This is a genomic window from Verrucosispora sp. WMMC514 (genome assembly GCF_027497295.1).
GTDB classification, from domain to species: Bacteria; Actinomycetota; Actinomycetes; order Mycobacteriales; family Micromonosporaceae; genus Micromonospora; species Micromonospora palythoicola.
On the sequence record NZ_CP114906.1, the window covers coordinates 627389 to 652701 of the forward strand.

At 73.2% G+C, this 25313-nt stretch carries 19 protein-coding genes and 1 pseudogene; 8 read left to right on the plus strand and 12 right to left on the minus strand.

Going from position 1 to position 25313, the window contains the following annotated elements:
• Positions 1-92: 92 nt before the first annotated feature.
• On the minus strand, positions 93-1322 hold the full coding sequence (locus tag O7597_RS02720) for a PHB depolymerase family esterase (protein WP_269737573.1): 1230 nt from the start codon (positions 1320-1322) through the stop codon (positions 93-95).
• Between the two features lie 182 nt (positions 1323-1504).
• On the opposite strand from O7597_RS02720, the gene O7597_RS02725 reads away from it, so the two are divergent.
• Together O7597_RS02725 and lipB are read left to right on the plus strand one after the other, a co-directional pair.
• Positions 1505-3325, plus strand: coding sequence for a DUF2079 domain-containing protein (locus O7597_RS02725; RefSeq protein WP_269737574.1), 1821 nt, complete (start codon positions 1505-1507; stop codon positions 3323-3325).
• Positions 3326-3414: 89 nt separating this feature from the next.
• Positions 3415-4059, plus strand: coding sequence for a lipoyl(octanoyl) transferase LipB (gene lipB, locus O7597_RS02730; RefSeq protein WP_269737575.1), 645 nt, complete (start codon positions 3415-3417; stop codon positions 4057-4059).
• Between the two features lie 168 nt (positions 4060-4227).
• Here the strand turns inward: lipB and aspS are convergent, their stop codons facing one another.
• Positions 4228-5514 carry an aspartate--tRNA(Asn) ligase gene (gene aspS, locus O7597_RS02735; RefSeq protein ID WP_281581925.1) on the minus strand — a complete coding sequence of 429 codons (1287 nt, stop codon included), beginning with the start codon at positions 5512-5514 and terminating at the stop codon, positions 4228-4230.
• A gap of 445 nt (positions 5515-5959) precedes the next feature.
• On the opposite strand from aspS, the gene lipA reads away from it, so the two are divergent.
• Positions 5960-6952 carry a lipoyl synthase gene (gene lipA / locus O7597_RS02740; RefSeq protein ID WP_269737577.1) on the plus strand — a complete coding sequence of 331 codons (993 nt, stop codon included), beginning with the start codon at positions 5960-5962 and terminating at the stop codon, positions 6950-6952.
• A 103-nt stretch (positions 6953-7055) separates the two neighbouring features.
• Here the strand turns inward: lipA and O7597_RS02745 are convergent, their stop codons facing one another.
• Together O7597_RS02745 and O7597_RS02750 are read right to left on the minus strand one after the other, a co-directional pair.
• Positions 7056-9953 (minus strand): AAA family ATPase, encoded by a 2898-nt coding sequence (locus O7597_RS02745; RefSeq protein ID WP_281581926.1) that lies wholly within the window; start codon positions 9951-9953, stop codon positions 7056-7058.
• Between the two features lie 237 nt (positions 9954-10190).
• Positions 10191-10361: a hypothetical protein gene (locus O7597_RS02750; RefSeq protein WP_281581927.1), complete on the minus strand. Its 171-nt coding sequence runs from the start codon at positions 10359-10361 to the stop codon at positions 10191-10193.
• Between the two features lie 195 nt (positions 10362-10556).
• Here O7597_RS02750 and O7597_RS02755 point away from each other — a divergent pair, with 195 nt between their 5' ends.
• Entirely contained in the window at positions 10557-11246 is a 690-nt protein-coding gene (locus O7597_RS02755) for a DUF4191 domain-containing protein (protein WP_281581928.1), read from the plus strand.
• A 58-nt stretch (positions 11247-11304) separates the two neighbouring features.
• Here O7597_RS02755 and O7597_RS02760 read toward each other — a convergent pair whose 3' ends face one another.
• Entirely contained in the window at positions 11305-11703 is a 399-nt protein-coding gene (locus tag O7597_RS02760; RefSeq protein ID WP_281581929.1) for an RDD family protein, read from the minus strand.
• A gap of 302 nt (positions 11704-12005) precedes the next feature.
• Here O7597_RS02760 and glnA point away from each other — a divergent pair, with 302 nt between their 5' ends.
• Complete coding sequence (gene glnA / locus O7597_RS02765) at positions 12006-13430, plus strand: type I glutamate--ammonia ligase (protein ID WP_164449279.1); 1425 nt, start codon at positions 12006-12008, stop codon at positions 13428-13430.
• Here glnA and O7597_RS02770 read toward each other — a convergent pair.
• Positions 13321-13827, minus strand: a complete 507-nt coding sequence (locus O7597_RS02770) for a tyrosine-type recombinase/integrase (protein ID WP_269737581.1) — start codon at positions 13825-13827, stop codon at positions 13321-13323. The two genes, glnA and O7597_RS02770, sit on opposite strands and share 110 nt — an antisense overlap.
• A 33-nt stretch (positions 13828-13860) precedes the next feature.
• Positions 13861-14220: a barstar family protein gene (locus tag O7597_RS02775; protein WP_332317103.1), complete on the minus strand. Its 360-nt coding sequence runs from the start codon at positions 14218-14220 to the stop codon at positions 13861-13863.
• Between O7597_RS02775 and O7597_RS02780 the strand changes: the two are divergent.
• Positions 14216-14350: pseudogene (locus O7597_RS02780) on the plus strand (helix-turn-helix transcriptional regulator); the annotation flags it as partial. The gene O7597_RS02775 and the pseudogene O7597_RS02780 overlap by 5 nt on opposite strands.
• A gap of 214 nt (positions 14351-14564) precedes the next feature.
• Here the strand turns inward: O7597_RS02780 and mptB (O7597_RS02785) are convergent.
• The 5 genes from mptB (O7597_RS02785) to O7597_RS02805 form a co-directional block, all read right to left on the minus strand.
• Positions 14565-16154 (minus strand): polyprenol phosphomannose-dependent alpha 1,6 mannosyltransferase MptB, encoded by a 1590-nt coding sequence (gene mptB / locus O7597_RS02785; RefSeq protein ID WP_281583362.1) that lies wholly within the window; start codon positions 16152-16154, stop codon positions 14565-14567.
• 165 nt (positions 16155-16319) lie between these two features.
• On the minus strand, positions 16320-17732 hold the full coding sequence (gene mptB / locus O7597_RS02790) for a polyprenol phosphomannose-dependent alpha 1,6 mannosyltransferase MptB (protein WP_281581930.1): 1413 nt from the start codon (positions 17730-17732) through the stop codon (positions 16320-16322).
• 66 nt (positions 17733-17798) lie between these two features.
• Positions 17799-19418, minus strand: a complete 1620-nt coding sequence (locus tag O7597_RS02795; protein ID WP_281581931.1) for a hypothetical protein — start codon at positions 19416-19418, stop codon at positions 17799-17801.
• A gap of 59 nt (positions 19419-19477) precedes the next feature.
• Positions 19478-22690: a bifunctional [glutamine synthetase] adenylyltransferase/[glutamine synthetase]-adenylyl-L-tyrosine phosphorylase gene (locus O7597_RS02800; protein WP_281581932.1), complete on the minus strand. Its 3213-nt coding sequence runs from the start codon at positions 22688-22690 to the stop codon at positions 19478-19480.
• Positions 22690-23454 (minus strand): type 1 glutamine amidotransferase, encoded by a 765-nt coding sequence (locus O7597_RS02805; protein WP_164449284.1) that lies wholly within the window; start codon positions 23452-23454, stop codon positions 22690-22692. The genes O7597_RS02800 and O7597_RS02805 overlap by 1 nt, the downstream gene beginning before the upstream one ends.
• A 156-nt stretch (positions 23455-23610) precedes the next feature.
• On the opposite strand from O7597_RS02805, the gene O7597_RS02810 reads away from it, so the two are divergent.
• Both O7597_RS02810 and O7597_RS02815 read left to right on the plus strand, forming a co-directional pair.
• Positions 23611-24486 (plus strand): LD-carboxypeptidase, encoded by an 876-nt coding sequence (locus tag O7597_RS02810; protein WP_281583363.1) that lies wholly within the window; start codon positions 23611-23613, stop codon positions 24484-24486.
• Between the two features lie 129 nt (positions 24487-24615).
• Complete coding sequence (locus O7597_RS02815) at positions 24616-25176, plus strand: hypothetical protein (RefSeq protein WP_269737585.1); 561 nt, start codon at positions 24616-24618, stop codon at positions 25174-25176.
• The last annotated feature ends 137 nt before the right edge of the window (positions 25177-25313 follow it).

Here is a 25313-nt window from a genome sequence, read left to right on the forward strand (position 1 = left end):
CCCTCTCCGTGCACGCGTTGATCATGAGGTTGGCGGCGAAGATGATCTCCAGGACTGCCGCCAACCTCATGATCAACGGGGTGGGGGTGGGGTTAGCAGCCGATCACCCAGTGGTTGGGGGCGGTTTGGCGCAGGGTGGTGGTGTAGAAGGTGTTGTACAGGCCCATGCGCTGGTTGGAGCCGGTGGCGTAGGCGTAGCCGCCGGAGTGGTAGGCGCGGCCGGCGGTGACGTGGGCGTAGTTGCTGGCGGTGACGCAGGTCGGGGCGGCGGTGGGGGTCGGGCTCGCCGTCGGGGTGGGGCTCGCGGTCGGGGTCGGGCTCGGGGTCGGGGTCGTCGTGGGGGGCGGGGTGGTGCCGCCGTTCAGGCCGAAGAAGAGCGCGTCGTGGTACGTCGAGCAGATGGTGTCCAGGAAGTACGCGGCAGCGGTGCCGCACTGCTCCGCGCCCGAGCCCGGGTCGACGGGGGTGCCGTGACCCATCCCGGATACCCGGTGCACCCGGACCACGTCGTTGCCGTACACCTCGACGCTGGTGCCGGCCGGCAGTTGCCGGGTGCTGGTGGGCGTCTGCGAGACACCGAGCACGTTCGTCCACTGGTCACGGGACTCGGTGGCGTTCGCCGTCGCCACCGTGTAGTCGCTGGTCCCGTGCCAGATGGCCACCTTCGGACGGGCACCGGAGTATCCGGGGTAAGCGTTGCGGACCAGGTCGCCCCACTGCGCGGGAGTCTTGTCCACACCCGGGCTCATGCAGGAGAAGGCGTTGACCATGCTGGTGGCGCAGCGGTGCGGCAGCCCGGCGATGACCGAACCACCGGCGAAGACGTCCGGGTAGGTCGCGAGCATGGTGGCGCTCATCGCCCCGCCGGCCGACAGCCCGCTGACGTAGACCCGGTTGGCGGCCGTGCCGTACGCCGACCGCGCGTGGTCGACCATCTGCTTGATGGAGAGCGCCTCGCCCTGCCCCCGGGTCGTGTCGCCGGTCTCGAACCAGTTGAAGCAGGAACTGGAGTTGTTGGCCGACCGCTGCTCGGGCACGATCAGCGCGAACCGCCACTGGTCGGCGTACTTCTGCCAGCCGGAGTTGGTGAAGTAGCCGCTGGCGTTCTGGGCGCAGCCGTGCAGCAGCACCACGGCCGGGGCACCGGAGGGCAGGTTGTCCGGCCGGTACGCGTACATGGCGAGGTTGCCGGGGTTCGAACCGAAGCCGGTGACCTGGGTCAGGGTTGCGGCCTGGGCGGGCGCGGCGACGGCCACCAGCGCGGTGGCGGCCAGGGCCAGCCCGGCCAGCGCACCGGCGAGCCGGGTACGGGTGCGGCGCACGAGAGCCTCCATAGGGTGTGAGCTGGGTCACCAATGATTGCCGCGACGTTACGCAGTTGTGTCGCACCGATGACATGGTGGCCGTGCACACATTCGTCGATGCCCGGGTGTGGCACGGCGGGCCGGCGGCTACCTGCCGGGTCTGACCGGCGTGTACCGGTGCGGTTGGTAACGTCCGCTAGGTGCCCACCTCCCCGTCCGTGGCGTCCGCGCCCGCCTCACCGTCGCCGTCGCGGGTCGCCCGCGACCGCCGTACCGACCTGATCGTGGTGCTGGTCGCGTTGGCGCTGGCCGGTTGGGTGACCAGCGGGCTGTGGATCGACCCGAACGGACGGACGATCACCGTCAACTCCAGCGACCAGGCGCTGTTCGAGTGGCTGCTGGCCTTCGGCGGGCACGCGCTGACCCACGGGGACAACCCGCTCTACACCTATCTGATCAACGTCCCCGACGGGGTCAACCTCGCGGTCAACACCTCGATCACGGTGTACGCGGCGGTCTTCGCCCCGCTGACGTACCTGATCGGCCCGCCGGCCACCTTCCTGGTGATCCTCACCCTGAACCTGGCCGCCACCGCCATCGCCTGGTACTGGCTGCTCTCCCGGCACATGGTCCGCAGCCCGCTCGCCGCCGCGGTCGGCGGGCTGTTCATCGGCTTCTCCCCCGGGATGGTCTCGCACGCCAACGCCCACCTGAACTGGACCGCCGGCTGGCTGGTACCACTGCTGGTGTGGCGGCTGTTCGCGTTGCGCCGCCCTGGCCACTGGCTGCGCGACGGCGCCATCCTCGGCGTACTCGTCGCGGTCGCCTTCTCGATCGCCGCCGAGGGCCTGTTCTTCACCGCGCTGGCGCTCGGTCTCTTCGTCGCGGTCTGGGCGCTGCATCCGGCCAACCGGGCGGAGGCCCGCGCCGTCCTGCCGTCGTTCCTGCGCGGGCTGGTGGTCACCGCGGTGGTGGCCGGGGTGTTGCTGGCGTACCCGCTGTGGCTGCACTTCGCCGGACCGCAGCGGTTCCACGGCACCGGCTTCGACGCGGTGATCCACTCCGAGGACATCGCCGCGTACGCCGCCTACCCGCGCCGCTCGCTGGCGGGCGAGGCCGGGTTCGGCACCTCGCTGGCACCGAACCCGACCGAGGAGAACTCCTTCTTCGGGCTGCCGCTGCTGGTGCTGGCCATCGGCTGTTTCGTGCTGCTGTGGCGGGGCGGTGACGCACGCCGGCGGGCGACCCTGTGGGCCCTCGGGATCCTCGCGGTGGTGTTCACCGCGCTCTCCTTCGGGCCGGTGGCCAAGGTCGAGGGCCGGCGCACCGACCTGCCGATGCCCTTCGACCTGCTCGGGCACCTGCCGGTGGTGAACGCCGCGCTGCCCGCCCGGTTCGCGCTCGTGGTGACGCCGGTGATCGGCCTGCTGCTGGCGTACGCGGTGGACCAGTTGCGGCGCCGCCCGCCGTCGCGCCCGGCGGCGGTGGCGTGGACCGTCGGCTTCGCGGTGGCCCTGGTGCCCCTGTTCCCCACCCCGCTGCTGACCAGCGAACGCGAGCCGATTCCCCGTTTCATCACCTCCGGCGCCTGGCGGGACCACGTCTCCCCCGGCGGGGTGCTGACCCCGGCACCGCTCACCCTCGACGTCTACCCCGACGGTCAACGCTGGCAGGCGTACGCGCTGGCGCACCGGCAGGGCGAGTTCGCCATCCCGTCCGGGTTCTTCCTCGGCCCCGGCGGTCCCGACGACCGGGGCCGCATCGGTCCGGTGCCGCGCCCGTTCGGCGCGCTGCTGGACCAGGCCGCCCGCACCGGGCTGCCGCCGATCGTCACCGAGGGCACCCGCGAGGAGGTGCGCGCCGACCTGGAGCACTGGCGGATCGAGACGGTGGTGCTCGCCGACGAGGTGCACGGTGCCAAGTGGCCGGTCGACGAGGAGGCCGTCCGCCGCACCCTGGTCCTGCTCTTCGGCGAGCCGGAACGGGTCGAGGACGTCTGGGTGTGGCGGGTCCGCCGGTGACCGCGGCGGGTCCGGCGGCCAACGCGGCGGGTCCGGCGGTGAGCCGGCTCACCACTGGTGACCAGCGGGTACGGGTCTAGGCTGGACGGGTGACCGTGACGACCTCCGGCCTGACGGCCGTACGCGCCGGTGTCCTCGACTACGCCGCCGCCTGGGACGAACAGCGTCGCCTGCACGAGGCGGTGGTCACCGGCGGGCAGAATGACACCGTGCTGCTGCTGGAACATCCGAGCGTCTACACCGCGGGCAAGCGCACCGAGCCGTGGGACCGTCCGGTCGACGGCACCCCGGTGATCGACGTGGACCGGGGCGGCAAGATCACCTGGCACGGCCCGGGCCAGCTGGTGGGCTACCCGATCGTCCGCCTGCCCGACCCGGTCGACGTGGTCGCGTACGTGCGCCGGGTCGAGCAGTTGCTGATCGACGTCTGCGCCGAGTTCGGCCTGACCGCCGGCCGGGTCGAGGGACGCAGCGGGGTCTGGGTGCCGGCCGACGACCGCGGCCCGGAGCGTAAGGTCGCCGCGATCGGCATCCGGGTCGCCCGGGGTGTCACCCTGCACGGCTTCTCGATCAACTGCGACTGCGACCTGACCGCCTTCGACCGGATCGTGCCCTGCGGCATCCGCGACGCCGGCGTCACCTCGCTGACCGCCGAACTGAACCGCCCCGTCACCGTCACCGACGTCCTCCCCACAGTCGAACGCCACCTCCCCACCCTGCACCCCACCCCCTGAACCACCCCACCCACCAGACCCTTGGTTGATCAAGAAGTTTGCGTCGGGCCAGGGCGCGGATCCGGACGCAAACTTCTTGGTCAACTCCTCGTGCGACCGAGCCCGAGCAGCACTCCGAAGAGCGCCGCCGGCGGTGGTGGTCCCGTCGGACGTTGAAGGGTCAGGGGGTCAGGGGGTCAGGCGGTGGAGGTCGCGGGGGAAGGGGGTCACCTCGCGGATGTTGGGGGCGCCGGTGAGGCGGGCGACGAGGCGTTCCAGGCCGATGGCGAAGCCGCCGTGCGGGGGCATGCCGTGGCGGAAGGCGTCGACGTAGCCGGCGTACGGCTCCACCGGCTCACCTCGGGCGGTCAGCGCGGCCAGATAGTCGGCGTGCCGGTGCAGCCGCTGTCCGCCGGTGACCAGCTCGAGGCCCCGGAACAGCAGGTCGAAGCCGTTGGAGTAGCCCGGCCGTGCCGGGTCCGGATGGGTGTAGAAGGGCCGCTTCGCCATCGGGTACCCGGTGACGAAGAGGAACTCCGACCCGTGTTCGCGCCGGGCCCACTCCCCCAGCGCCCGTTCGTGCGCCGGGGCCAGGTCCGGTTCGTCGGCCGGCGCGCCGGCGATCCGCAGCGCGTCGGTGAAGTGCACCGCCGGGATCTGGTCCGGCACCGGTGGGGGCGTGACGCCGAGGGCGGCCAGCGCGGCACCGGCCCGGTCACCGACCGCGTCGAGCATCCCGGCGAGGGTGTCCCGCAGCACCGCCATCACGTCCCGGTGGTCGGTGACGAAACCCAGCTCGACGTCGAGCGAGGTGTACTGCGCCAGGTGTCGCACGGTGTCGTGCGGTTCGGCGCGGAACACCGGCCCGACCTCGTACACCCGCTCGAAGACCCCGACCATCAGCTGCTTGTAGAACTGCGGCGACTGGGCCAGGTACGCGGGCCGACCGAACCAGTCCAGGGCGAAGACGTTCGCCCCGCTCTCGGTGCTGGCGGCGACCACCTTGGGTGTCTGGATCTCCACGAAGCGGCGGGCGTCCAACGAGGCCCGGAAGCCGGCCACCGCCGCCGCGGAGATCCGCAATGCGGCCGACCGGGTCGGGTGACGCAGGGCGACCGGGGCATGGTCCAGCTGCGTCGGCAGGGTGGCCGACAGCTCGGGCCGGTACAGGTCGAACGGGGGCGGCGCGGCGGGCGGGCCGAGCGGACGTACCGTCGGGTCGGTCAACTCCAACCCGCCGGGTGCCGCCGCGTTCGCGACCACGGTGGCCACCACCTCGACGACGGTCTCCTCCGGCAGCGCCGCGACCTCGGCGCGCACCACGGGGTCGGTGACCACCACCTGCGCCAGGCCGGCGGCGTCCCGGACGATCAGGAAGGCCACCGACTTGAGCAGCCGGCGGCGGTGGACCCAGCCGGCAACCCGGACGGTGCGCCCGGTGTACGGCGTGAGCTGGTCGGACAGGATGCGTTGCATGGCTACCTCCTCGATCAATCGCAACGCGATCCCCGGGAGGTGTGGGCGAGCGGGAAACCTCGCGGTGCCACCACACCTTCGCTCCCGACGGGACGGGAGCCTCGTTCGTCGCCTTTTCACCGGGGCCAGCCGGGCGGGGTCTACTGGGCGGCCGGGGTGACCCCGCTCCACCAGGGCCGGCACCGTACGCCGTTCTTCCCGCGGCTCGGGAGGGTCTTCGCGGGCCGGCGCCAGACCGCCTCGCAGCAACCGGCGGCTCTCTTCAACTGGCGGGTCGGTGCGCTACTCGGCTCCGTCGTCGCTGTTCGTCGGGCACCGTAACACCTCGCCGGACCGTCCTGTTACGTGGTTTTCCCGGCTCCGGTGTCCGGCGTCACAGCATTTCCGGGGTGACGGCCGTCGCCCGCCGTTCATCGACCGCCGCCGTCCGGCGTAGGCTCGTTTTGTGACGATCGAGCACTCCGCGCCGACGACCGGCCAGGCCGCGAGTACCGCGACGCCCGCACCCGAGGGGCGGCGACTGCTGCGGATCGAGGCACGCAACGCCGAGACGCCGATCGAGCGCAAACCGCCGTGGATCAAGGTCAAGGCCAAGATGGGCCCGGAGTACACCCAGCTGCGCGGGTTGGTCTCGCGCGAAGGGCTGCACACGGTGTGCCAGGAGGCCGGCTGTCCCAACATCTACGAATGCTGGGAGGACCGCGAGGCCACCTTCCTCATCGGCGGTGACCAGTGCACCCGCCGCTGCGACTTCTGCCAGATCGACACCGGCAAGCCGGCCGAGTTCGACGCCGACGAGCCGCGTCGGGTCGCCGAGTCGGTGGTCTCGATGGGGCTGCGGTACGCCACCATCACCGGCGTCGCCCGCGACGACCTGCCCGACGGCGGGGCCTGGCTCTACGCCGAGACGGTCCGGCAGATCCACGCCCTGCAGCCGGGCTGTGGCGTCGAGCTGTTGATCCCCGACTTCAACGCGGTACCCGAGCAGCTCGCCGAGGTCTTCGGCGCCCGGCCCGAGGTGCTCGCGCACAACGTGGAGACGGTCCCCCGGATCTTCAAGCGGATCCGGCCGGCCTTCCGCTACGAACGGTCCCTGGACGTCATCCGGCAGGCCCGCGCCGACGGCCTGGTCACCAAGAGCAACCTGATCCTCGGGATGGGCGAGGAGCGGGCCGAGATCTCCCAGGCTCTGCGCGACCTGCACGCCGCCGGCTGCGAGCTGATCACCATCACCCAGTACCTGCGCCCCTCCCCCCGGCACCACCCGGTGGAACGCTGGGTCAAGCCGGAGGAGTTCGTCGAGCTGCGCGAGGAGGCCGAGGAGATCGGCTTCGCCGGTGTGATGAGCGGCCCCCTGGTCCGCTCCTCCTACCGCGCCGGCCGCCTCTACCAGCAGGCGCTCGCCGCCCGCGAACACGCACCCCTCCCCACCCGCTGACCACCCCTGACCCCGTCGATCTCGCGGTCTTGGTCGCCGTCCTGCGGCTTGTGCGGCATTCGCACCGACCGGACGTGCAAGATCGACTAGGTCTGGGGTGAGGTCAGGGTTTGTCGGTGAGCAGGTTGAGGCGGTGGGCGAGGGCGGCGGCCTCCACCCGGTTGGTCACGTCCAGCTTGGCGATGATCCGGGAGACGTGCACGCTCGCGGTCTTGGGCGAGATGAACAACTGCTCGGCGATGCGGCTGTTGCTGTGTCCTGCGGCGACCAGGCGCAACACCTCGCGTTCCCGCTCGGTCAGCGGATCCGCGCCGGGCCGGCCCCGGCCCACGGCACGCAGGCCGACCCGGCGGGCGAGGGTGGCCGCCCGCTCGGCGAGCCGGACCGCGCCGAGCCCGTCGGCGAGCCCGGCCGCCTCGCTCACCGCCGCACCCACCGCGTCCCGCTGTCCCGCCCCCGCCGCGGCCTCGGCGTAACTGAGGAGCACCCGGGCCAGTTCCCCGGGCTGACCGGCGGTCCGCCAGGCCGCGACCGCCGTCCGCCAGGCGGCCAGCGCCTCGGTGTCGGACGCCTCGGCACCAGATCCCACGATGGCGATCACCTCGGCGGCGTACGCCTTCTCGGCGGGGAAGCGGGCCGCGACGCCGCCGGCCAACGCGGCGACCTCGGCGGCCGTGGCCTCGGCGGCGACGTGTCGGGCGACCCGCGCCGTCGCCGCCAGCAGCGGCCAGCTGTAGCGGGGACAGTCGACGATCGCCGGGTCGGTCAGGCTCGCCCGCGCCGCCCCCAGCGCCTCGGCCCGGTCGTCGGCCACGAGCGCCGCCTCCAGCCGCAGCAGGTGCAGCGGAAGCCGGTTGTGCGGATGCAGGTACGGCTTGCTGAGGAAGCTCAGCGCCCGGGCGACCGTCTCGTCGGCGCGGGGATGCCCCTGTGCCAGTCGCAGTGCCGCCCGCAGTTGCAGCCAGTGCAGCCCGGAGACACCTGGCGGGTCGAGCCGGGCCGCCTCGGCGCACACCTGGTCGGCCTCCGCCCAACGGCCCAGCGCCAGCAGCGCCTCCGCCCGGTTGGAGAGCAGGTACGCCCCGGTGGAGCGGCTGATGCCGACCCGACGCGCCTCGCTCACCCCGTCGGCGGCGGCCTGTGCCGACTCGTCGTACCGACCCAGCTCGTACAGCACGTCGGAGATGTGCACCAGCGCGCTGACCAGCGCCGGAGCGTCCCCGGCGGTCCGCGCCAGCGCCTCGCAGCGGCGCAGCTCGGCCAGCCCCAGATCCGCCGCGCCCTCCCGGCGTTTCAGCACCGCCAACTGCACCTGCAGCAGGGCACCGTGAGCGCCGGCCGCCTGCGCCGCGGTCACCACCTCGACGGCGATCCGGGCCGCGTCGGCGTGGTCGATGCGGGCCAGGTGATCGGCGAGGTCGGCGAGCAGCCGCAGCCGGTCCGGGCCGTCCGACACCCCGGACACCAGCCGGTACGCCTCCCGCAGCTCGGTGGCGCCGTCGCTCTTGCCGAGCATGGCCAGCATCCGGCCGCGCCGATCCAGCAACCGCGCCGCGCGCAGCGGCTCCGCACCGGTGTCGACCTCGTCCAGCGCGGCCCGGGTCAGGGTCAGGGCACGCTGGTAGTCACCGGCCGTGGTCGCCGCGCCGAGCGTCTCCTCCAACAGCGCGAGGTGGTCCATGCCGAGCCGGTCGGCGGCGTCGGGCACCAACTCCCACAGTTCCAGCACCCGTTCCAGCAGCCGGGTCTGCTCGGCGTACGCGTACCGGTCGGCGGCGGCGTCGGCGGCCGCCCGGGCGGCCACCAGGGCCCGGGGGTGGTCATGGGCGGCGTACCAGTGGTGGGCGATCTCGGCCGGTGCCCGGCCGGCGGCGACCAGGTGCGGCTGCGCCTCGATGGCCGCGGCGAACCGGGCGTGCAGCCGGGCGTGTTCGCCGGGCAGCAACTCGTCGTGGACCGCCTCACGGACCAGCGCGTGGCGGAACTCGTAGTCACCGTCCGGGTCGGCGACCAGCAGCTGCGCGGCGACGGCGGCCCGTACCGCGTCGTCCAGCTCCGCCTCGGGCAGTCCGGCGACCTCGGCAAGCAGTTGGTGTGCCAGTCGGTTGCCGCCGGCGGCGGCGATCCGCAGCACCCGCTGGGCCGACTCGGGCAGCCGGTCGACCCGGGCCAGCAGCAGATCGCGCAGTGTCTCCGGCAGCGCGGCGCAGCCGATCGGACTGCCGGCGGCGGCGAGTTCCTCGATGAACAGGGGGTTTCCCTGCGTACGGTCGTGGATGTCGTCGACCGCCCGGGCGGCCGGCTCGGCGCCCAGCAGCCCGGCGAGGACCGCCCCGGTGCCGTCCCGCTCCAGCCGGGACAGCTCGACCCGTTCGACGCCCCGGGCCCGGTCCAGCTCGGCCAGGAAGGGCCGCAACGGGTGGCCCCGGTGCAGCTCGTCGGTGCGATAGGTGCAGATCAGCAGCAGCGGGCCGGGGTGGCCCGCCCGCACCAGGAAACCGATGAGATCGCGGGTCGACCGGTCCGCCCAGTGCAGATCCTCGATCGCCACGATCAGTGGTCGCGCGGCGGCGAGCCGGCCGAACAGCTGGGCGACCAGGTCGAACAGGTAACCCCGGGGGGCGTCCGAGGGGTGCGCCACGGCGGGTGCGGTGGCGCCGGCCGGACGGGCCAGCTCCGGCAGCAGGCGGGCGAACTCGGCGTCGTACCCGTCGAGGACGCCGGTCCCGTCGCGGCGCAGCACCGCCCGCAGGACCGCGGCGAACGGGGCGAACGGCAGGCCGGCCTCGCCGAGTTCGAGGCACTGCCCGACCAGCAGGCGGGCGTCGTCACCGACGGCGCGGCCGAACTCCTCCAGCAGGCGGGTCTTGCCGACCCCGGCCTCACCACCGACCAGGAGGGTGACCGGCTCCCCGGCGCGGACGCGGGCGACCGCTTCGCGTAGCCGGGTCATCTCCCGCTGGCGGCCGACGAGGACGGTACTGGTGGGGCGGACGGTCACGGCACCGAGCATGCCACGCCCGGCCTCGCCGGCCCGCCGGCCGTTCCCCCCAACCCCGTCCGCCGGGCCGCTGCTGGTGCCTGTCGCGCTGTCCGTGACCGTGCCGGCCCTGGTGCTCGTGCCGGTGGCGGTGCCTCCGCCGGTGCTGGTGTCGCCGCCGGTGACCGTACTCCCGCCGGCCCCGACACCGGTGGTGGTGTCGGGGCGGGAACGGTGCGGTTGGTCCTCTCCCACGGCTCAGTGGCGGGCCTCGTCGGTGCGCGTCCGATGCTGCCGGCGGTGCAGCCAACCGCGTGCCGAGCGGTGCGGCAGCGTCCGCGCCAACCGGTCCTGGGCGGCCTCGGCCCGCAGCTCCGCAGCGTGCGTACGGTAGAGGGTGAGCATGAGGTCGGCGTCGTGACCGAACATGGCGCGCTCCCTGCGATCGTCGTCAACTGATGACACTGACTCTGCTCGCGAAGGTGCCGCCGGGGCATGGGCACGCTGCCTGATCTGTGCCCGCTCGCCCTCCTTACGCCGGGTCGCTGGCGGCGGGTCGGGGTCGTAAGGTACTCAGCCGGCCGCGGATCAACTGTGCGGCGGGCGCCCACTAGACTCGACGTCATGGCAAAGCCCCAGGAGAAGGTCTCGTTCGGCCAGCGGCTGAAGCAGATCGGGTTGGTGTTCCGGTTCACCGCCAAGCAGGACAAGTGGTTCGCCCCCTTGGCCACCGGTGCGGTGCTGATCCCGCTCGCGTTGACCGTGGTCGCGGTCGCGCTCTGGGGCTGGCTCTGGTTGCCGCTGGGCATCCTGCTCGCCCTGCTCTGCCTGTTGATCGTGCTCAACCTGCGGTCGAACCGGGCGATGATGAACGCCGCCGAGGGGCAGCCGGGTGCCGCCGCGCAGATCATGGAGAACATGCGCGGTGACTGGCGGGTCTCCCCGGCGGTCAGCTCGACCACCCAGATGGACATGGTGCACCTGGTCATCGGGCGGCCCGGCGTGATCCTGCTGGCGGAGGGCAATCCGCAGCGGGTCCGCGGCCTGCTCGGCCAGGAGAAGCGGCGGCTGGCCAAGGTGATCGGCAATGCTCCGCTCTACGACTACGTCATCGGGCAGGACGAGGGCGAGCTGCCGATCCGCAAGCTACGCATGACGCTGATGCGGCTGCCCCGCAACCTCAGCGGCAAGGACGTCAACTCCCTGGACAAGCGCCTCAAGGCGCTCACCTCTCGTCCGCAGATGCCCAAGGGGGCCATCCCGAAGAACCTCCGCCCGCCGCGCGGCGCGTCCCGCCAGATGCGCGGCCGCTGAGCCGCACCGCCGGCCACGGATGACCGGGTTCAGCGAGCGGGGTCGACGGCCGGGCGGGTCAGCGCGGGACGGGGGTGACGACCGAGCCGGTGAGGCGGTCGTGCAGACCGCGCCGGTGCTGGTCCATCAGCAGGGCGGGGACGACCAGGGCCAGCAGCACCCCCCGCAGCAGCGCCCGGAGCAGACCGATCCGGCCGCCGTCGGTCCAGTCGACGCACCGGATCCTGGTCAGGTACATGCCAGGTGTCTGGGCGAACAGCCCCAGGAAGACCCCGTACAGCAGCACCAGCACCAGCACCGGTGCCCAGGCGTCCCGGGTGGGGCTGGCGAACAGGCCCGACGCGAGAAGGCAGAGAATCCAGTCGACGAGCAGCGCCCCGAACCGACGCCCGAGGTCGGCCGGGACGAAGTCGGGGTCCGTGGCGGGGGGCGGTGACGGGCGCGGTTGGGTGCTCACCCGGACGAGCCTAGCCAGCGCCGGAGCCGCGCCGGGTGCGGGCCCGGCGCACGGTGCGAGACGAACCGGATCGGTGCCGGGGGCCGCGCCGACGCGTGGCGCCAAAAAGGACCAATCTCATCAAGGTTCACTACACTGGCACAGCCGGACCCGTCCCTCGGGTTGAGGTGTCCGAGTCAGGCACCGAGGTGACCCAACGCGAGGGACGTAACACGGCAGAAACACTGGAGACATGGCCGGGCAACCGCACGGCCATAGCGTCGCCAGGAGCCTAGCTATCCGTGGACGTGCCAGGAGGACGAGTGTTCGCCAATCCCGAGGAACTCCTGCGTTACCTCAAGAACGAGGACGTGAAGTTCGTCGACGTTCGTTTCTGTGACCTGCCCGGCGTCATGCAGCACTTCAACCTGCCGGTGGAGTCCGTCGACGACGACTTCTTCACCAACGGTCTCGCTTTCGATGGGTCGTCGATCCGCGGCTTCCAGGCGATCCACGAGTCGGACATGCTCCTGCTCCCGGACGTCGCCACCGCCTTCATCGACCCGTTCCGCGCGCAGAAGACCCTCGCGCTGAACTTCTTCATCCACGACCCGTTCACCCGCGAGGCGTACTCGCGTGACCCGCGCAACGTGGCGAAGAAGGCCGAGGCCTACCTCGCCGCCAGCGGCATCGCCGACACCGCCTACTTCGGTCCGGAGGCGGAGTTCTACATCTTCGACTCCATCCGTCACGAGACCTCCGCGCACCAGGCGTACTACTACATCGACTCGATCGAGGGCGCCTGGAACACCGGTCGTGAGGAGGAAGGCGGCAACCGCGGCTACAAGACCGCGTACAAGGGTGGCTACTTCCCGGTGCCGCCGGTCGACCACTACGCCGACCTGCGCGACCAGATCGTCCGCCGGCTGATCGACACCGGTTTCACCGTGGAGCGCTCGCACCACGAGGTCGGCACCGCCGGCCAGGCGGAGATCAACTACAAGTTCTCCACCCTGCTGCACGCCGGTGACCAGCTCCAGCTCTTCAAGTACATCGTGAAGAACACCGCCTGGGCCGCCGGCAAGACCGCCACCTTCATGCCGAAGCCGCTCTTCGGCGACAACGGCTCCGGCATGCACACCCACCAGAGCCTCTGGCTGGGCGGCGAGCCGCTGTTCTACGACGAGACCGGCTACGCCGGCCTGTCCGACACCGCCCGCTGGTACATCGGCGGTCTGCTGCACCACGCGCCGTCGCTGCTGGCCTTCACCAACCCGACGGTCAACTCGTACCGTCGCCTGGTGCCGGGCTTCGAGGCGCCGGTCAACCTGGTCTACTCGCAGCGCAACCGCTCCGCCTGCACCCGCATTCCGGTCACCGGCAGCAACCCGAAGGCCAAGCGGGTCGAGTTCCGGGTGCCGGACCCGTCGGCGAACGTCTACCTCGCCTTCTCGGCGATGCTGATGGCCGGCCTGGACGGCATCAAGAGCAAGATCGAGCCGCCGGCGCCGATCGACAAGGACCTCTACGACCTTCCGCCGGAGGAGTGGGGCGACGTCAAGCAGGTGCCGGGCTCGCTGCCGGCCGTGCTGGACTCGCTGGAGGCCGACCACGACTACCTGCTCGACGGCGGCGTCTTCACCCCCGACCTGATCTCCACCTGGATCGACTGGAAGCGGGCCAACGAGGTCGACCCGGTGCGTCTGCGCCCGACCCCGCACGAGTTCGCGATGTACTTCGACTGCTGAGCCTGAACAAGGCACTGACCTGGGCCAACAGGATCACCACTGATCTTGGGTACAGGTCGGGTACAACCTGACGGACGGCGGTCATGCCCGGCTCACAGCTGGCATGGCCGCCGTTCCGCGTTGGCCGAAGCGCGCCGTCGATGAGCAGCCGAGTCCGGTCGAGCACGTCCGGCCACTCGTGGACGTAGGTGTTGAGCGTGACGGTCGGCGTGCTGTGCCCGAGCGCGAGCTGGACCGTCTTAACCGATGCGCCCGCGTGGATCAGCACCGTCGCGTAGTGCCGCAGTCCGTGTATCCCCCACCGCGCCGGAAGGCTCGGGGCGCGCAGCGCCTGCCGCTTCGCTCCCGGCGGTGGCCACGCGAGCCCGGCGGACACGCCGGAGCCTCGGCGCTCCATCGCTGGAGTTCCGAGGCTTGCGGTCGCCAACTGCTATCGAAGCTCGTAAGTGAACCGGTCGTTCCACCCGAACCGTTCGTCCTGCTCGACAACGCGGTCCAGCACATCACGGATGCGGTCGAACTCCGTCGCGCCGAGCTGGCGTCGGCTGACACTCGCGTCGTGCCAGAGGAGCTGCACCGGTCGATCGATGTCGGTGGAGAGTCGATCCCAGAGGGCGTCAAGGTTGCGGCCGTAGTAGGGGCCGAAGTCGAGCTGGCTCTCCAAGATTCGGTGGAAGTCCTGCTCCGACCGCACATCCGCCCCATGAACCTCGACCAGCATTCCGCCCCCATCGCCTTCGCAATGCGCCTCATTATCGGGGCAACGACACTCGCCGAACGATGCGATCATCGGCGAGGTCGCGGCCCTCTCCGACGGCCGGCTCTCGCTGCGCCCCGGCACCCTCTACGGCGCGCTGGACCGGCTCACCGACGCGGGCCTGGTCGAACTCGACCGGGAGGAGACCGTCGAAGGGCGGCTGCATGAGCACCCTGCCCCACCTGCGGCACCCGCCGCTGACCGGGCCCGCCCCCTCACCCGACGAGCCCACTCCACCAGCCCCTCACCAGTCACCCGGCGCCGTGAGAGGCCCGGCAACTGTGGCAGTGCAGGTGCCTTCCCACCGGCGTGTCGAGCACCTTTGCTGCCACGCTTCGGCCGCGCAGCCGCGCGCCGCAAGGGGGCGGACGGGCGGGTCAGTCACGACTCGGTGGAGGACCGGGCGGCGGCGCAGCGCCGACGACCAGTGCGGGCGACCGCCAGGCTTGGCGGCGGAACAGGGCCCAGACGAGCGCGGCGAGGACCAGTGCTGTCATCGCGATCGCGCCCGGGGCCTTGGTGAGCCGGGCCAGACTGGTGCCGTCCGGCAGAGCGAGGAACGAGGCCAGCGCACACGGCAGCACGAACCAGGTGGTCCGGGTCGCGGCCACCGCGAGCACCGCCAGCGGCCACGTCGCGTACCAGGGATGAAACACCGGCGCGAGCACCACCGTGGCCACCAACCCCACCCCCGCACCCCCCAACACCACCCGCCACCGCCACCCCGCCGCCTCAGATGCGTTGATCATGAGGTTAGCGTCCCGGCAAGCGCTTACCGGTGCCGCTAACCTCATGATCAACGCGTCCGGGCGGGGGGCGGTGGGTGGGGGTGGGGGGCGCAGGGTGCGGTAGGTGTGGTGGAAGAGGAGGAGGAGTAGGACGGCCAGGAGGGCCAGCCCGGCGGTGCGGGTCAGTGGGACGGCGTTGGGGTGGCGGGCGAATAGTTCGCCGACGTAGTCGATGAGCATGCCGATGGCGGTCGGTGGCGAGGTCCACTGCACGGTGTTGCCGCTGCGGCCCAACCCGCCGAGCCAGCCGAGCCCGAGACCGGTCAGCAGCGACAGGACCAGCAGCCCTCCGACGGCGCCGACGGCCAGCAACCCACCGTCGCGCAGCAGCGTCCGCACGCCGGGCCGACCCCGCACGGCGGCCAGCGCCGCGAACGGCAACACCACCACGGCGGTCGCCTTCACCGACACCGCCAGTCCGAGCAGCACCCCGGCGAGCAACAGCACACCGACCAGGCGCAGCGACCCGAGCCGGCCCGGAGGATCGGCGAGGAGCAGCGACCCGAGCCGGCCCGGACGGTGGACCAGGATCAGCAGGGCCGGCAGGAGCAGGCCGAGCATCACCGCGTCGTTGTGCGCCCCGGCCACCAGGTGCACCCCGACCAGCGGGCAGGCCAGCAGCAGCCAGGTCGCCCGCCGAGGCGGCACGCCGGCCGCCCGGGCCAGGCCGGGCAGGCAGGCCGCCGCCGCCAGCACGCCCGCGAGCGCCAGCAGCCGCAGCAGCACCACCGTGCCGATCAACCCGCCGCCGAGCACCACGGCCAGCGCGGCGAGCAGGACGAACAACGGCCCGTACGGCGCCGGGGTGTCCCGCCAGACCGGCGCGACCGCCTCGGCCCAGGGGCAGCCGGCCGCGGCCACCCCGATGGCGTACGGGTCACCCCCGTCGGCGTAGATCCAGCCCTGGCAGGCGTACGAATAGACGTCCCGGCTGCCCAGCGGGGCGGTGACCAGCAGCGGCAGTGCCCACGACCCGGCGGTGACGTACGCCCACCTCGTCGACGGCGCACCGGCGCGCAAAGCCCACCAGGCACCCACCATGGCGGTGGTGCCGAGCAACCACGACGTGACAGTCAGCGGGCCACCGTCGGAGCCGGTGCCGGCGTCCGGCAGAGCACCACCGAGGTAGCCGGCGACCGCCAGCAGCAGCGCGCCCACCAGTCCTGCGTACCGGGCGATCCGGTCCCGCGTACCTACGGGCCGGGCATCAGGATCGCGCCCGCGACCCGGATCACTACGGTCGCCGGACGCGGAGCGGGGATCGAGGGGGGAACGGGCGCCGGGCTCGCTCACCGGCGGTACCTCTCCTCCAGTGCGGTGTCCAGCAACGCCGCCGGGACCGGCCTACTCGACCGGCACCGGTTGACGGTCCGCCGTCCGGGCCTGCTGCGCCGACCGTACCAAGCGGACCGCCACCACGATCACGAACAGCGTCATCAGCGGTGCACCGACCGTCTTGGTGTAGCGGGGCAGGCCGGTGCCGTCGGCCAGCACCAGGAACGCGGCGTAGACGGTCACCGCGCTGAACCACCAGGTGCGCCGCGCGGTGGCGGCCAGCAGGGTCAGCGGCCAGAACCAGTACCAGGGGTGGAAGAGCGGGGCGAGCGCCACCGTCGCGGTCAACGCCAGCGCGGCGTGCCAGAGCGGTTCCCGGTGGCGGGCCCGGAACCACAGCCACACCAGCAACGCCGCCAACACCAGCACCGCGATGCCCCGGGTCACCGGCAGCGCGTCGATGTGCAGGCCGAACGGCAGCACCAGGTAACCGACGGTCTGCCCGACGGCGGTCGGCGGCGAGGTCCAGGCGACCACCTCGTTGCCGTGCGACAGCCCGGTGATCCAACCGAGGTCCAGCCCGGCGGCCAGGGTCACCCCGAACAGTGTGGCCACGGCGCCGCCGACCACCGGCGTACCGTGGCGCAGCAGCGCGCGCAGCGAGAAGCCGCCGGTGATCGCGGCGAGTGCCGCGAACGGCACCACCACGAGCGCGGTCACCTTGATGCCGGCGGCCAGGCCGAGCACGACGCCGCCGGCCAGCAGCGGCCAGGGCCGGCCGGGACGACTCACCACCACGGCCAGCCCGGCCACCAGCAGGCCGACCATCAGCGCGTCGTTGTGCACCCCGGAGATCAGGTGCACTCCGACCAGTGGGCTGGCCAGGGCGAGCCAGAGGGCCCGGCCGACCGGCACGCCGCTGCGGCGGGCCAGCACCGGCAGGCAGGCCGCCGTCAGCACCACGCCGGCCACCGCGAGCACCCGGAACAACGCGATGCTGCCGATCAGGGAACCGGTCGCCGCGACCACCGCGCCGGAGAGCACCACGAACAGGGGCCCGTACGGTGCCGGGGTGTCCCGCCAGATGTACGACATGGTGTCCAGCCACGGGCAGGGCAGCGTGGAGACGCCGTACTCGTACGGGCTGATGCCATTGGCGTAGCTCGCCCCCTGGCAGGCGTACGCGTAGGCGTCCCGGCTGCCCAGCGGCGGGGTGAACAGGAACGGCAGCACCCACAGCCCGGCGGTGACCAGGGCCCATCGCGCCGACGGCACCCGGTCCCGCAGCGTCCACCAGGCCACCGCCATGGCCGCGGTGCCGAACAACCACAGCCCGATGATCAGCGGTCCGTTCGGGCCCAACCAGATCTTGACCGGGTTGGGTCGCAGGTCGCCGTCGGGCAGGGCGCCGCCGAGGAACGCCGCCACGGCGAGCATGATCGATCCGGCCAGTCCGGTCCAGCGCACGAGGTGATGGGGCACCTCGCCATGCTGCCAGTACCGCCGATCGCGGTACGGAGGTGGGCATCGTCCGGCCGTCGACGGGCCTCAGCCGGGCGGACAGTGTCCGGACGGTCGCAGGCTGCTGGTGACGTCGAAGGTTCCCGCGCTGCGGGCCCGTACCGTGACCCATTCGTCCGGGTCGGCGCGCAGGCACCCGTCCCCCGCGGACAGCGACAGCCAGCGGGACCAACGGACCCGGACGAGCACGTCGCCGGGCGCGTCGACGGTGAACCGCACCCTCGCGTCGTCGGAACTGACCAGCCGAGCCGGAGCGGAGACCAGGGGTGCCGGGTCGAGCACCTGGTACAGCCGCCACTGCCCGGGACGACCCACCTCCCGCAGGTACGGCTGGCCGGCCAGCACGAGCGTCGCCTCGTCCCGGCCGTACCGGTCGAGCGCCGCGTCCGGTGCGACGGCGACGTAGCTGACGGCGTTGCGGCGCAGCCACTCGCCGTACCGGCCGGCATCGAGGCCGCCGTCGTAGAACAGCGGGTTACGGCCCACGTCGACCTGCCGCTCCCAGCCCCGGGCCAGTGGCACCGCGGCGGCCACGAAGGCGCTCTCCCAGTGGTCCCGCAGCGGCACCACTTCGATCCGGCCCACCGGCGCCCGCCGCTCCAGGTCGTCCAGCAGCGGTTCGTGGAAGGCGGCGTACGCCGGTGCCGAGCCCCGGCGGGCGATGTCGTTGGTCATCACCGGGGACTGCCACCAGAACAGCGCGACGAGCAGCGCGGCCAGCCACCGCCGCCCGAGCCCGGCGTAGGCCGCGACGATCGGCAGGGCGAAGAGCATCGGCAGGCGTAGCGCGTTCGAGCCGACCGGGCTGGGCAGGTGATAGGCCGCGATCAGGAGCAGCGCGGTCAGCGCGGCACCGACCCGCAGCGCCCGGACCGGTACGAGCGCGAGCGCCACCACGGCCAGGGCGAGGTTGATCCGCAGTGATTCGGCGCTGAACGGCTGCCGCCCCCCGTTGCCGAAGAGCATGGCCATCGGCGCCACCGTCACCAGCGGGGCCAGGCAGAGGACCAGCGCGGCGGCTCCGGGTCGCCGGTGTCGCCAGCTGTCGAGGATCAGCAGGGTGCCGCCGGCCAGGCCGAGGAAGAGGCCGGCCACCGGGCTGGCGGCCGTCGCGAGCACCGCCGCCACACCGGCCGCCGCCAGCCGCCACCCACGCGCTCCCTTGGGCAACGCCACCAGGCAGAGCGCGAGCAGCGCCCACATCAGGCCGACGGCGAAGGTGATCCGGCCGCTGGCCAGGTTGCCCACCAGGACGACCGCACCCAGCAGGCCGCCGAGCAGCGGACGACGGGCCTTGGTCAGCACCAGCAGCCAGGCCAGCGCCCCGGCGGAGACGACCGCCGCGACCGCACCGACCGGACGCACCCCCACCAGCGCGCCGAGCAGCTGGGTGTAGAGGCTGTAGCCGAACTGGTTGACCCCGCCGTACCACGAGAAATCGAGCGGAGCGAGCCCGTTGCGCGCCGCGAAGCCCGCGCGGGCCACCTGCGCGGACAGGTCGGTTCCCATGGGCGGGGCCAGCAGGAACGCGACGGCCAGCAGCAGCGACAGCACCAGCGCGCCGAGGACCGGGTAGCCCGGCCAGGGCGCGCCAGCATCCTCGGCGGCCTTCCCGTCGGGAACGGCAGCGTGGGTCGATGTCGGCACCGAGCAGTCCTACCACGATCAGCGACCGGCCCCGGTGGCGGGTCGCCGGGAAGCCCGCGCTACATCTCCAGGACGCGTTCGGTGGCGGCGCGGGAGCGGCGGCCGGTGCGCAGGTACTCGTCGAGGAACTCGCCCGGGTCGTCGCGGCCGAGCAGCCGGACCACGCCGGCCAACTCCACGCCGTGCCGGGGCAACTGGTCGCCGGCCCGACCCCGGACCAGCATCAGCGCGTTGCGGACCTGCGCGGCGAGCGTCCACCCGGCCACCATCGCCTCGGCGTCCGCCGGGTCGACCAGGCCCGCGTCCCGGGCCGCCGCGAGCGCGTCGAGGGTACGCGTGCCGCGCAGTTGCGGGTACGCGCCGGCGTGCCGCAGCTGCAGCAGCTGCACCGCCCACTCCACGTCGGCCAGGCCGCCCCGGCCCAGCTTGGTGTGGGTGGCCGGATCGGCACCCCGGGGCAGTCGTTCGGTCTCCACCCGCACCTTGATCCGACGGATCTCGATGACCTGTTCCCGGGTCAGCCCGTCGGCGGGGTACCGGATCGGGTCGACCATCTGCTCGAACCGGGTGCCCAGGTCGGCGTCGCCGCAGACGCAGCGGGCGCGCAGCAGCGCCTGCGCCTCCCACACCCGCGACCAGCGGGCGTAGTACTGCTGGTAGGCGGCGAGACTGCGGACCAGTGGCCCCTGCCGGCCCTCGGGACGCAGGTCGGCGTCGACGCCGAGCGGCGGGTCGGGGGCGGGCATGCCGAGCAGCCGCCGCAGCTCCTCGGCGATGGCGTGCGCGGCGGCACTGGCCGCGCTCTCGCTGACCCCCTCCGGTGGGTCGTAGACGAAGAGCACGTCGGCGTCGGAGAGGTAGTTCGACTCGTACCCGCCGAGCCGGCCCATCCCGATCACCGCGAACGTCAGTCCCGGCATGGCCGGCTGGGCGGCCCGGGCGGTGCGCAGCGCGGCGGCTAGGGTCGCGTCGGTGACGTCGGAGAGCGCGGTGCCGACCGCCGTGATGTCGGACAGCGCGGGCGTGCTCCGGCCGCCGTCGGGGCGGGCCGGGGCCAGCGAACCGGCCCGGCTGAGCACGTCGGCGCAGGCGAGGCGGAGCAGTTCCCGGCGGCGCAGTGCGCGTACCGCCCGGGTCGCCTCGACCGGGTCGGTGTGCCGGGCCGCGGCGGCGGTGAGCCCGTCGAAGAGCACCTCGCGTGGCCGCGGGTTCAGCTCGCTCTCCTCGGCCAGCAGGCGCAGCGCCTCCGGCTCCCGCTTCAGCAGGTCCGCCACGTACCGGGAGGCGGAGAGCACCCGGGCCAGCCGGCGGGCCACCGGACCGGAGTCGCGCAGCAGTCGCAGATACCAGGGGGTGCTGCCGAGGGAGTCGGAGACCTGGCGGTAGTTGAGCAGACCCCGGTCCGGCTCGGGCGCGTCGGCGAACTCGCTGAGCAGCACCGGCAGCAGGGTGCGTTGGATGGCGGCGGTCCGGCTCACCCCGCCGGTGAGCGCCTGCAGGTGACGAAGCGCCCCGGCCGGGTCGGCGAAGCCGAGGATCTCCAGCCGGTTGCGGGCCGCCTGCGGGGTCAGCCGCAGCCCGTCGGCCGGTACCCGGGCCACCGACTCCAGCAACGGCCGGTAGAGCAGCTTGGCGTGCAGTCGGCGTACCTCGGTGGCGTGGGTGACCCACTCGGCGCGGAACTCCTCGACGGCGCTGCGGCCGGGCCCGGCGGTGTAGCCGAGCGCGGTGGCGAGCCAGCGCAACGCGCCCGGCTCGGTCGGCACGGTGTGGGTGCGTCGCAGACCCTGGAGTTGCAGCCGGTGCTCGACGCTGCGCAGGAACCGGTAGCCGCGCAGCAGCGCCTCGCCGTCGGCCCGGCCGACGTAGCCGCCGGTGACCAGCGCCCGCAGGGCGGGGATGGTGCCGGCCGCCCGCAACGTCTCGTCGCCCCGGCCGTGCACCAGTTGCAGCAACTGCACCGCGAACTCGATGTCGCGCAGCCCACCGGGACCGCGTTTGATCTCGCGTTCCAGCTCCTTCGGCGGAATGTGATCGATGATCTTGCGCCGCATCGCCCGGACGTCCTCGACCGCCTCGGGGCGTTCGGCCGCCTGCCAGAGCAGCGGCGCCAACGCGTCGATCCACTCCTGGCCGAGCGCCAGGTCGCCGGCGGCCGGGCGGGCCTTGAGCAGCGCCTGGAACTCCCAGGTCCGCGCCCAGCGCCGGTAGTAGGCCAGGTGGCTGGCCAGCGTCCGCACCAGCGGCCCCCGGTTGCCCTCGGGGCGCAGGGCCGCGTCGACCGGCCAGGCGACCAGGCCGCAGATGTGGATCAGCCGGGTGGCCACGGTGGTGGCGGTGGTCAGGTCGTCGTCCTCGGCCGCCACGAAGATCACGTCGACGTCGGAGACGTAGTTCAGCTCGCCGCCACCGCACTTGCCCATGGCGACCACGCCCAGGCGCGGCTCCCGGGTGCCCTCCGGCAGCTCCGCCACGGCGATCCGGTACGCGGCCGACAGGGTGGCGTCGGCAAGTGCCGACAGGGCGGCCATCGTCTGTTCCAGGCCGCGCCCGCCGGTCAGGTCGGCCGCCGCGATCCGCAGCAGGGCCAGCCGGTACGCCCGCCGCAGCACCGCGACGGGGTTGCCGTCGCCGGACAGGTCGAGCCGGCCGTCCGCGGTCGGTGCGAGGCCGTCCGGCTCGGTACGCAGCACCGGCCACTGGTCGGGGTTGGCCACCAGATGGTCACCGAGCGCCGAGGAGGCGCCCAGCACGGCGAGCAGCCGGCGACGCAGACCCGGGTCGTCGTGCAGCGCGGCGAGCAGCGCCGAGCCCGCGCCGATGCCGCCGACGGCCGCGGTGGTGCCCTGGCTCCCGGCGACACCGTCGCCTCCGGTGCTGCCACCGTCGCCGGTCGCGCCCTCGCTCGCGGCGGCACCGCTACCGGTGGTGCCGCCCTGGCCGGCGGCGGTCGCCGTGACGCGCCCGGGCCCCGCACCCCGTTGCCGCAGCGCCGCACCCGACCCGGCGGTGCCGTTCGGGCCGGCCATCGTACGGCGCTCCGCCTCCACCAGCCGGTGCAGCTGACGCAGCGCGAGATCCGGGTCGGCGGCCCGGGACAGCGCGGTGAGCAGTTCCTGAGCCTGCTCGCCGGTGGGTTCCTGGGTCTGCGGGCGCCACAGGTCGAGCCCGTCCGGCCCGAGCAGGTCGGCGGCGCGGGCACCCGCCTCGTCGTCGGTGACGCCGAAGCCGTAGCGGGCGAGGCGGCCCGTGGCGCTGGTCGGCCGGCCCATCAGTGCCCGAGCAGCGGCAGGCTGCGCCGCGACCCCTCGTCCAGCTCGCCGAGGGCGAGTGCGGCGAACCGCGCCGCGAACGGCTGCCAGACATCCTCGACGTCGGCCATCACCGCGTCGCACGCGGAGATCACCAGCTGCGGGTCGTAGCCCAGCTCGGCCAGCAGCACCGAGTCGGTGGCCCACTCGGCGATCATCGCGGTGTCGCACTCGATGTGGAACTGCAGCCCCCAGGCCCGGTCACCGAGGCGGAACGCCTGGTGCGGATAGCGGGTGGAGGCGGCCAGCAGGGTGGCACCGGCGGGCAGCTCGGTGATCTCGTCGGCGTGCCACTGCAACACGTCGGGGATCAGCGGCACGTACCGGAAGAGCGGATCGGACTCGGCCGCGTCCCGCCGGCCGACCACGGCGGGCCCCACCTCCGGCCCGGACGGGCTGCGCACGACCGTGCCGGCGTGGGCGGTGGCGAGCAGCTGCGCACCGAGGCAGACGCCCAGGGTCGGCAGCCGGTGTCGCACCGCCTTGCGGAGCAGCTTCTCCACCGCCGGAAACCAGGGCGCCGCCGGCACCCCGTCGACGAGCGGGTAGGCCTGCTGGTCACCGCCGAGCACCACCAGGGCGGCGTACCCGTCCAGGTCGGTGGGAAGGGTCTCGCCCGCGTGCGGGCGGACCACCGCCAGCTCCAGCCCGGCCTCGGTCAGCCACTCCCCCAGCCGGCGCGGGTCGTCGGTCGGGTCGTTCTCGATCACCAACGCGGTTGCCACATCGTCGAGGCTATCCGGTCCCGCCGAGCCGGCCGACCAGCGGGACCGGGAGCGCAGGAACGTGCCTGGCCAGCGCACTAAGCTGCCGCTGTGTCCGACCACCTCGCGCCCGACGACGTCGTACGCCCGCCCGCGCTGCGTCCCGGGGACACGGTGATGCTGGTGTCGCCGTCCGGACCGACCCGCCCCGAGCGGGTGGCCCGGGGTGTGGAACTGCTCACCGGCTGGGGGCTGCGACCGGTGCTCGCGCCCAACGCCTACGCCCGGCAGGGCTACCTGGCGGGGGCCGACGCGCTGCGGGCGGCCGACCTCAACACCGCGTTCACCGATCCACGGGTGCGCGGGGTGATCTGCACCCGGGGCGGCTACGGCGCACAGCGGGTGGTGGACGCGATCGACATGGCGGCGGTACGCCGCGACCCGAAGGTGGTGGCCGGGTTCTCCGACATCACCGCGCTGCAACTGGCGCTCTGGCGGGGCGCCCGGTTGGCCGGGGTGCACGGTCCCGGGGCGGCCTGGCGCGACGAGCGCACCCCGCTGGCCTCGGCCGAGTCTCTGCACGCGGCGATGACCAGCACCGAGCCGGTCACCGTACGCGCCGTGCAGGGCGAGGAGACCTTCGGCGTCCGCGTCGCCGGGCGAGCCACCGGCCGGCTGCTGGGCGGCAACCTCTGCCTGGTCGTGGCCTCCCTCGGCACCCCGGACATGCCCGACCTGACCGGTGCGGTGCTGCTGCTGGAGGACGTGCAGGAGCCGCCGTACAAGGTCGACCGGATGTTGACCCAGCTCCGCCGGGCCGGCGCGCTGGACGGGCTGGCCGGGGTGGCGGTGGGGCAGTTCACCGACTGCGCCGACGGCTGGGACACCACGGTGGCCGACGTGCTCGGTGAGCGCCTCGGCGACCTGGGCGTACCGGTGCTGGGTGGCCTGCCGATCGGTCACGGCCCCGGTCAGCTCACCGTCCCGGTCGGTACCCGGGCGAGCCTCGACGCCGACGCCGGCACCCTCACGGTGGTCGCCGCCGTCCGCTGAACCCTTGTCGGGACTGTCCGTCTTCGGGGTCCGGATTGCCAGCTCACTGACAGCTTCGCCATGGTCCACGCCCAGCCAGGCTCGTCACTGTCGGTGACGTCATCGCATCACCGACGAGTTGGAGGAACGATGTCCCGCACGATTTCGAAGAAGCACCTGCTGGCCGGCCTGGCCGCGGCGGGCGTGCTCGGCGTGGGGATCGCCGCTCCCACCGTGGCGCTCGCCGACGACAAGGTCACCCCGAGCGCCAGCGCCAGTAGCGAGCCGCAGGGTGACCGTCAGGAGCAGCGGGCCGCGCGGCACGCGCAGTTCGCCGAGGCGCTGGCCGAGGAGTTGGGCGTGCCGACCGAGCAGGTGACCGAGGCGCTGGAGAAGCTCCGCGAGCAGCACCAGCCGCAGGGTCGGCCGGACCGCGAGGGCCACCGGGGATTCATGGGGCGTGGCGACGGTGCCGGCGAGGGCCGCAAGGGCGGCGACGGTGCCGCCGAGGGTGGCGCGGGCGAGCGGCGGACGCCGCCGTCGGCCGAGGAGCGCAAGGAGGCGCTGGCCGAGCGGCTCGCGCAGGCGGTCGAGGACGGCAAGCTCACCCAGGAGCAGGCCGACGCCATCACCGCCGCCGTCGAGGCCGGTGTGTTCGGCGGCTGGGGCGGCCCGGGCGCTCGCGGCGAGGGCGACACCGCCGGCAAGTGACACCCCGGCCGGCCTCACGCACGCGCACCGCGTGCCGAGCGGTCCCGGCTCATCCGCCGGCCCGGGCTGACGTACCACGCCGCGTGGGCGGCCCCGCTCCACTCCTGCGGGGCCGCCCACGCGGCTGTACCCGACCC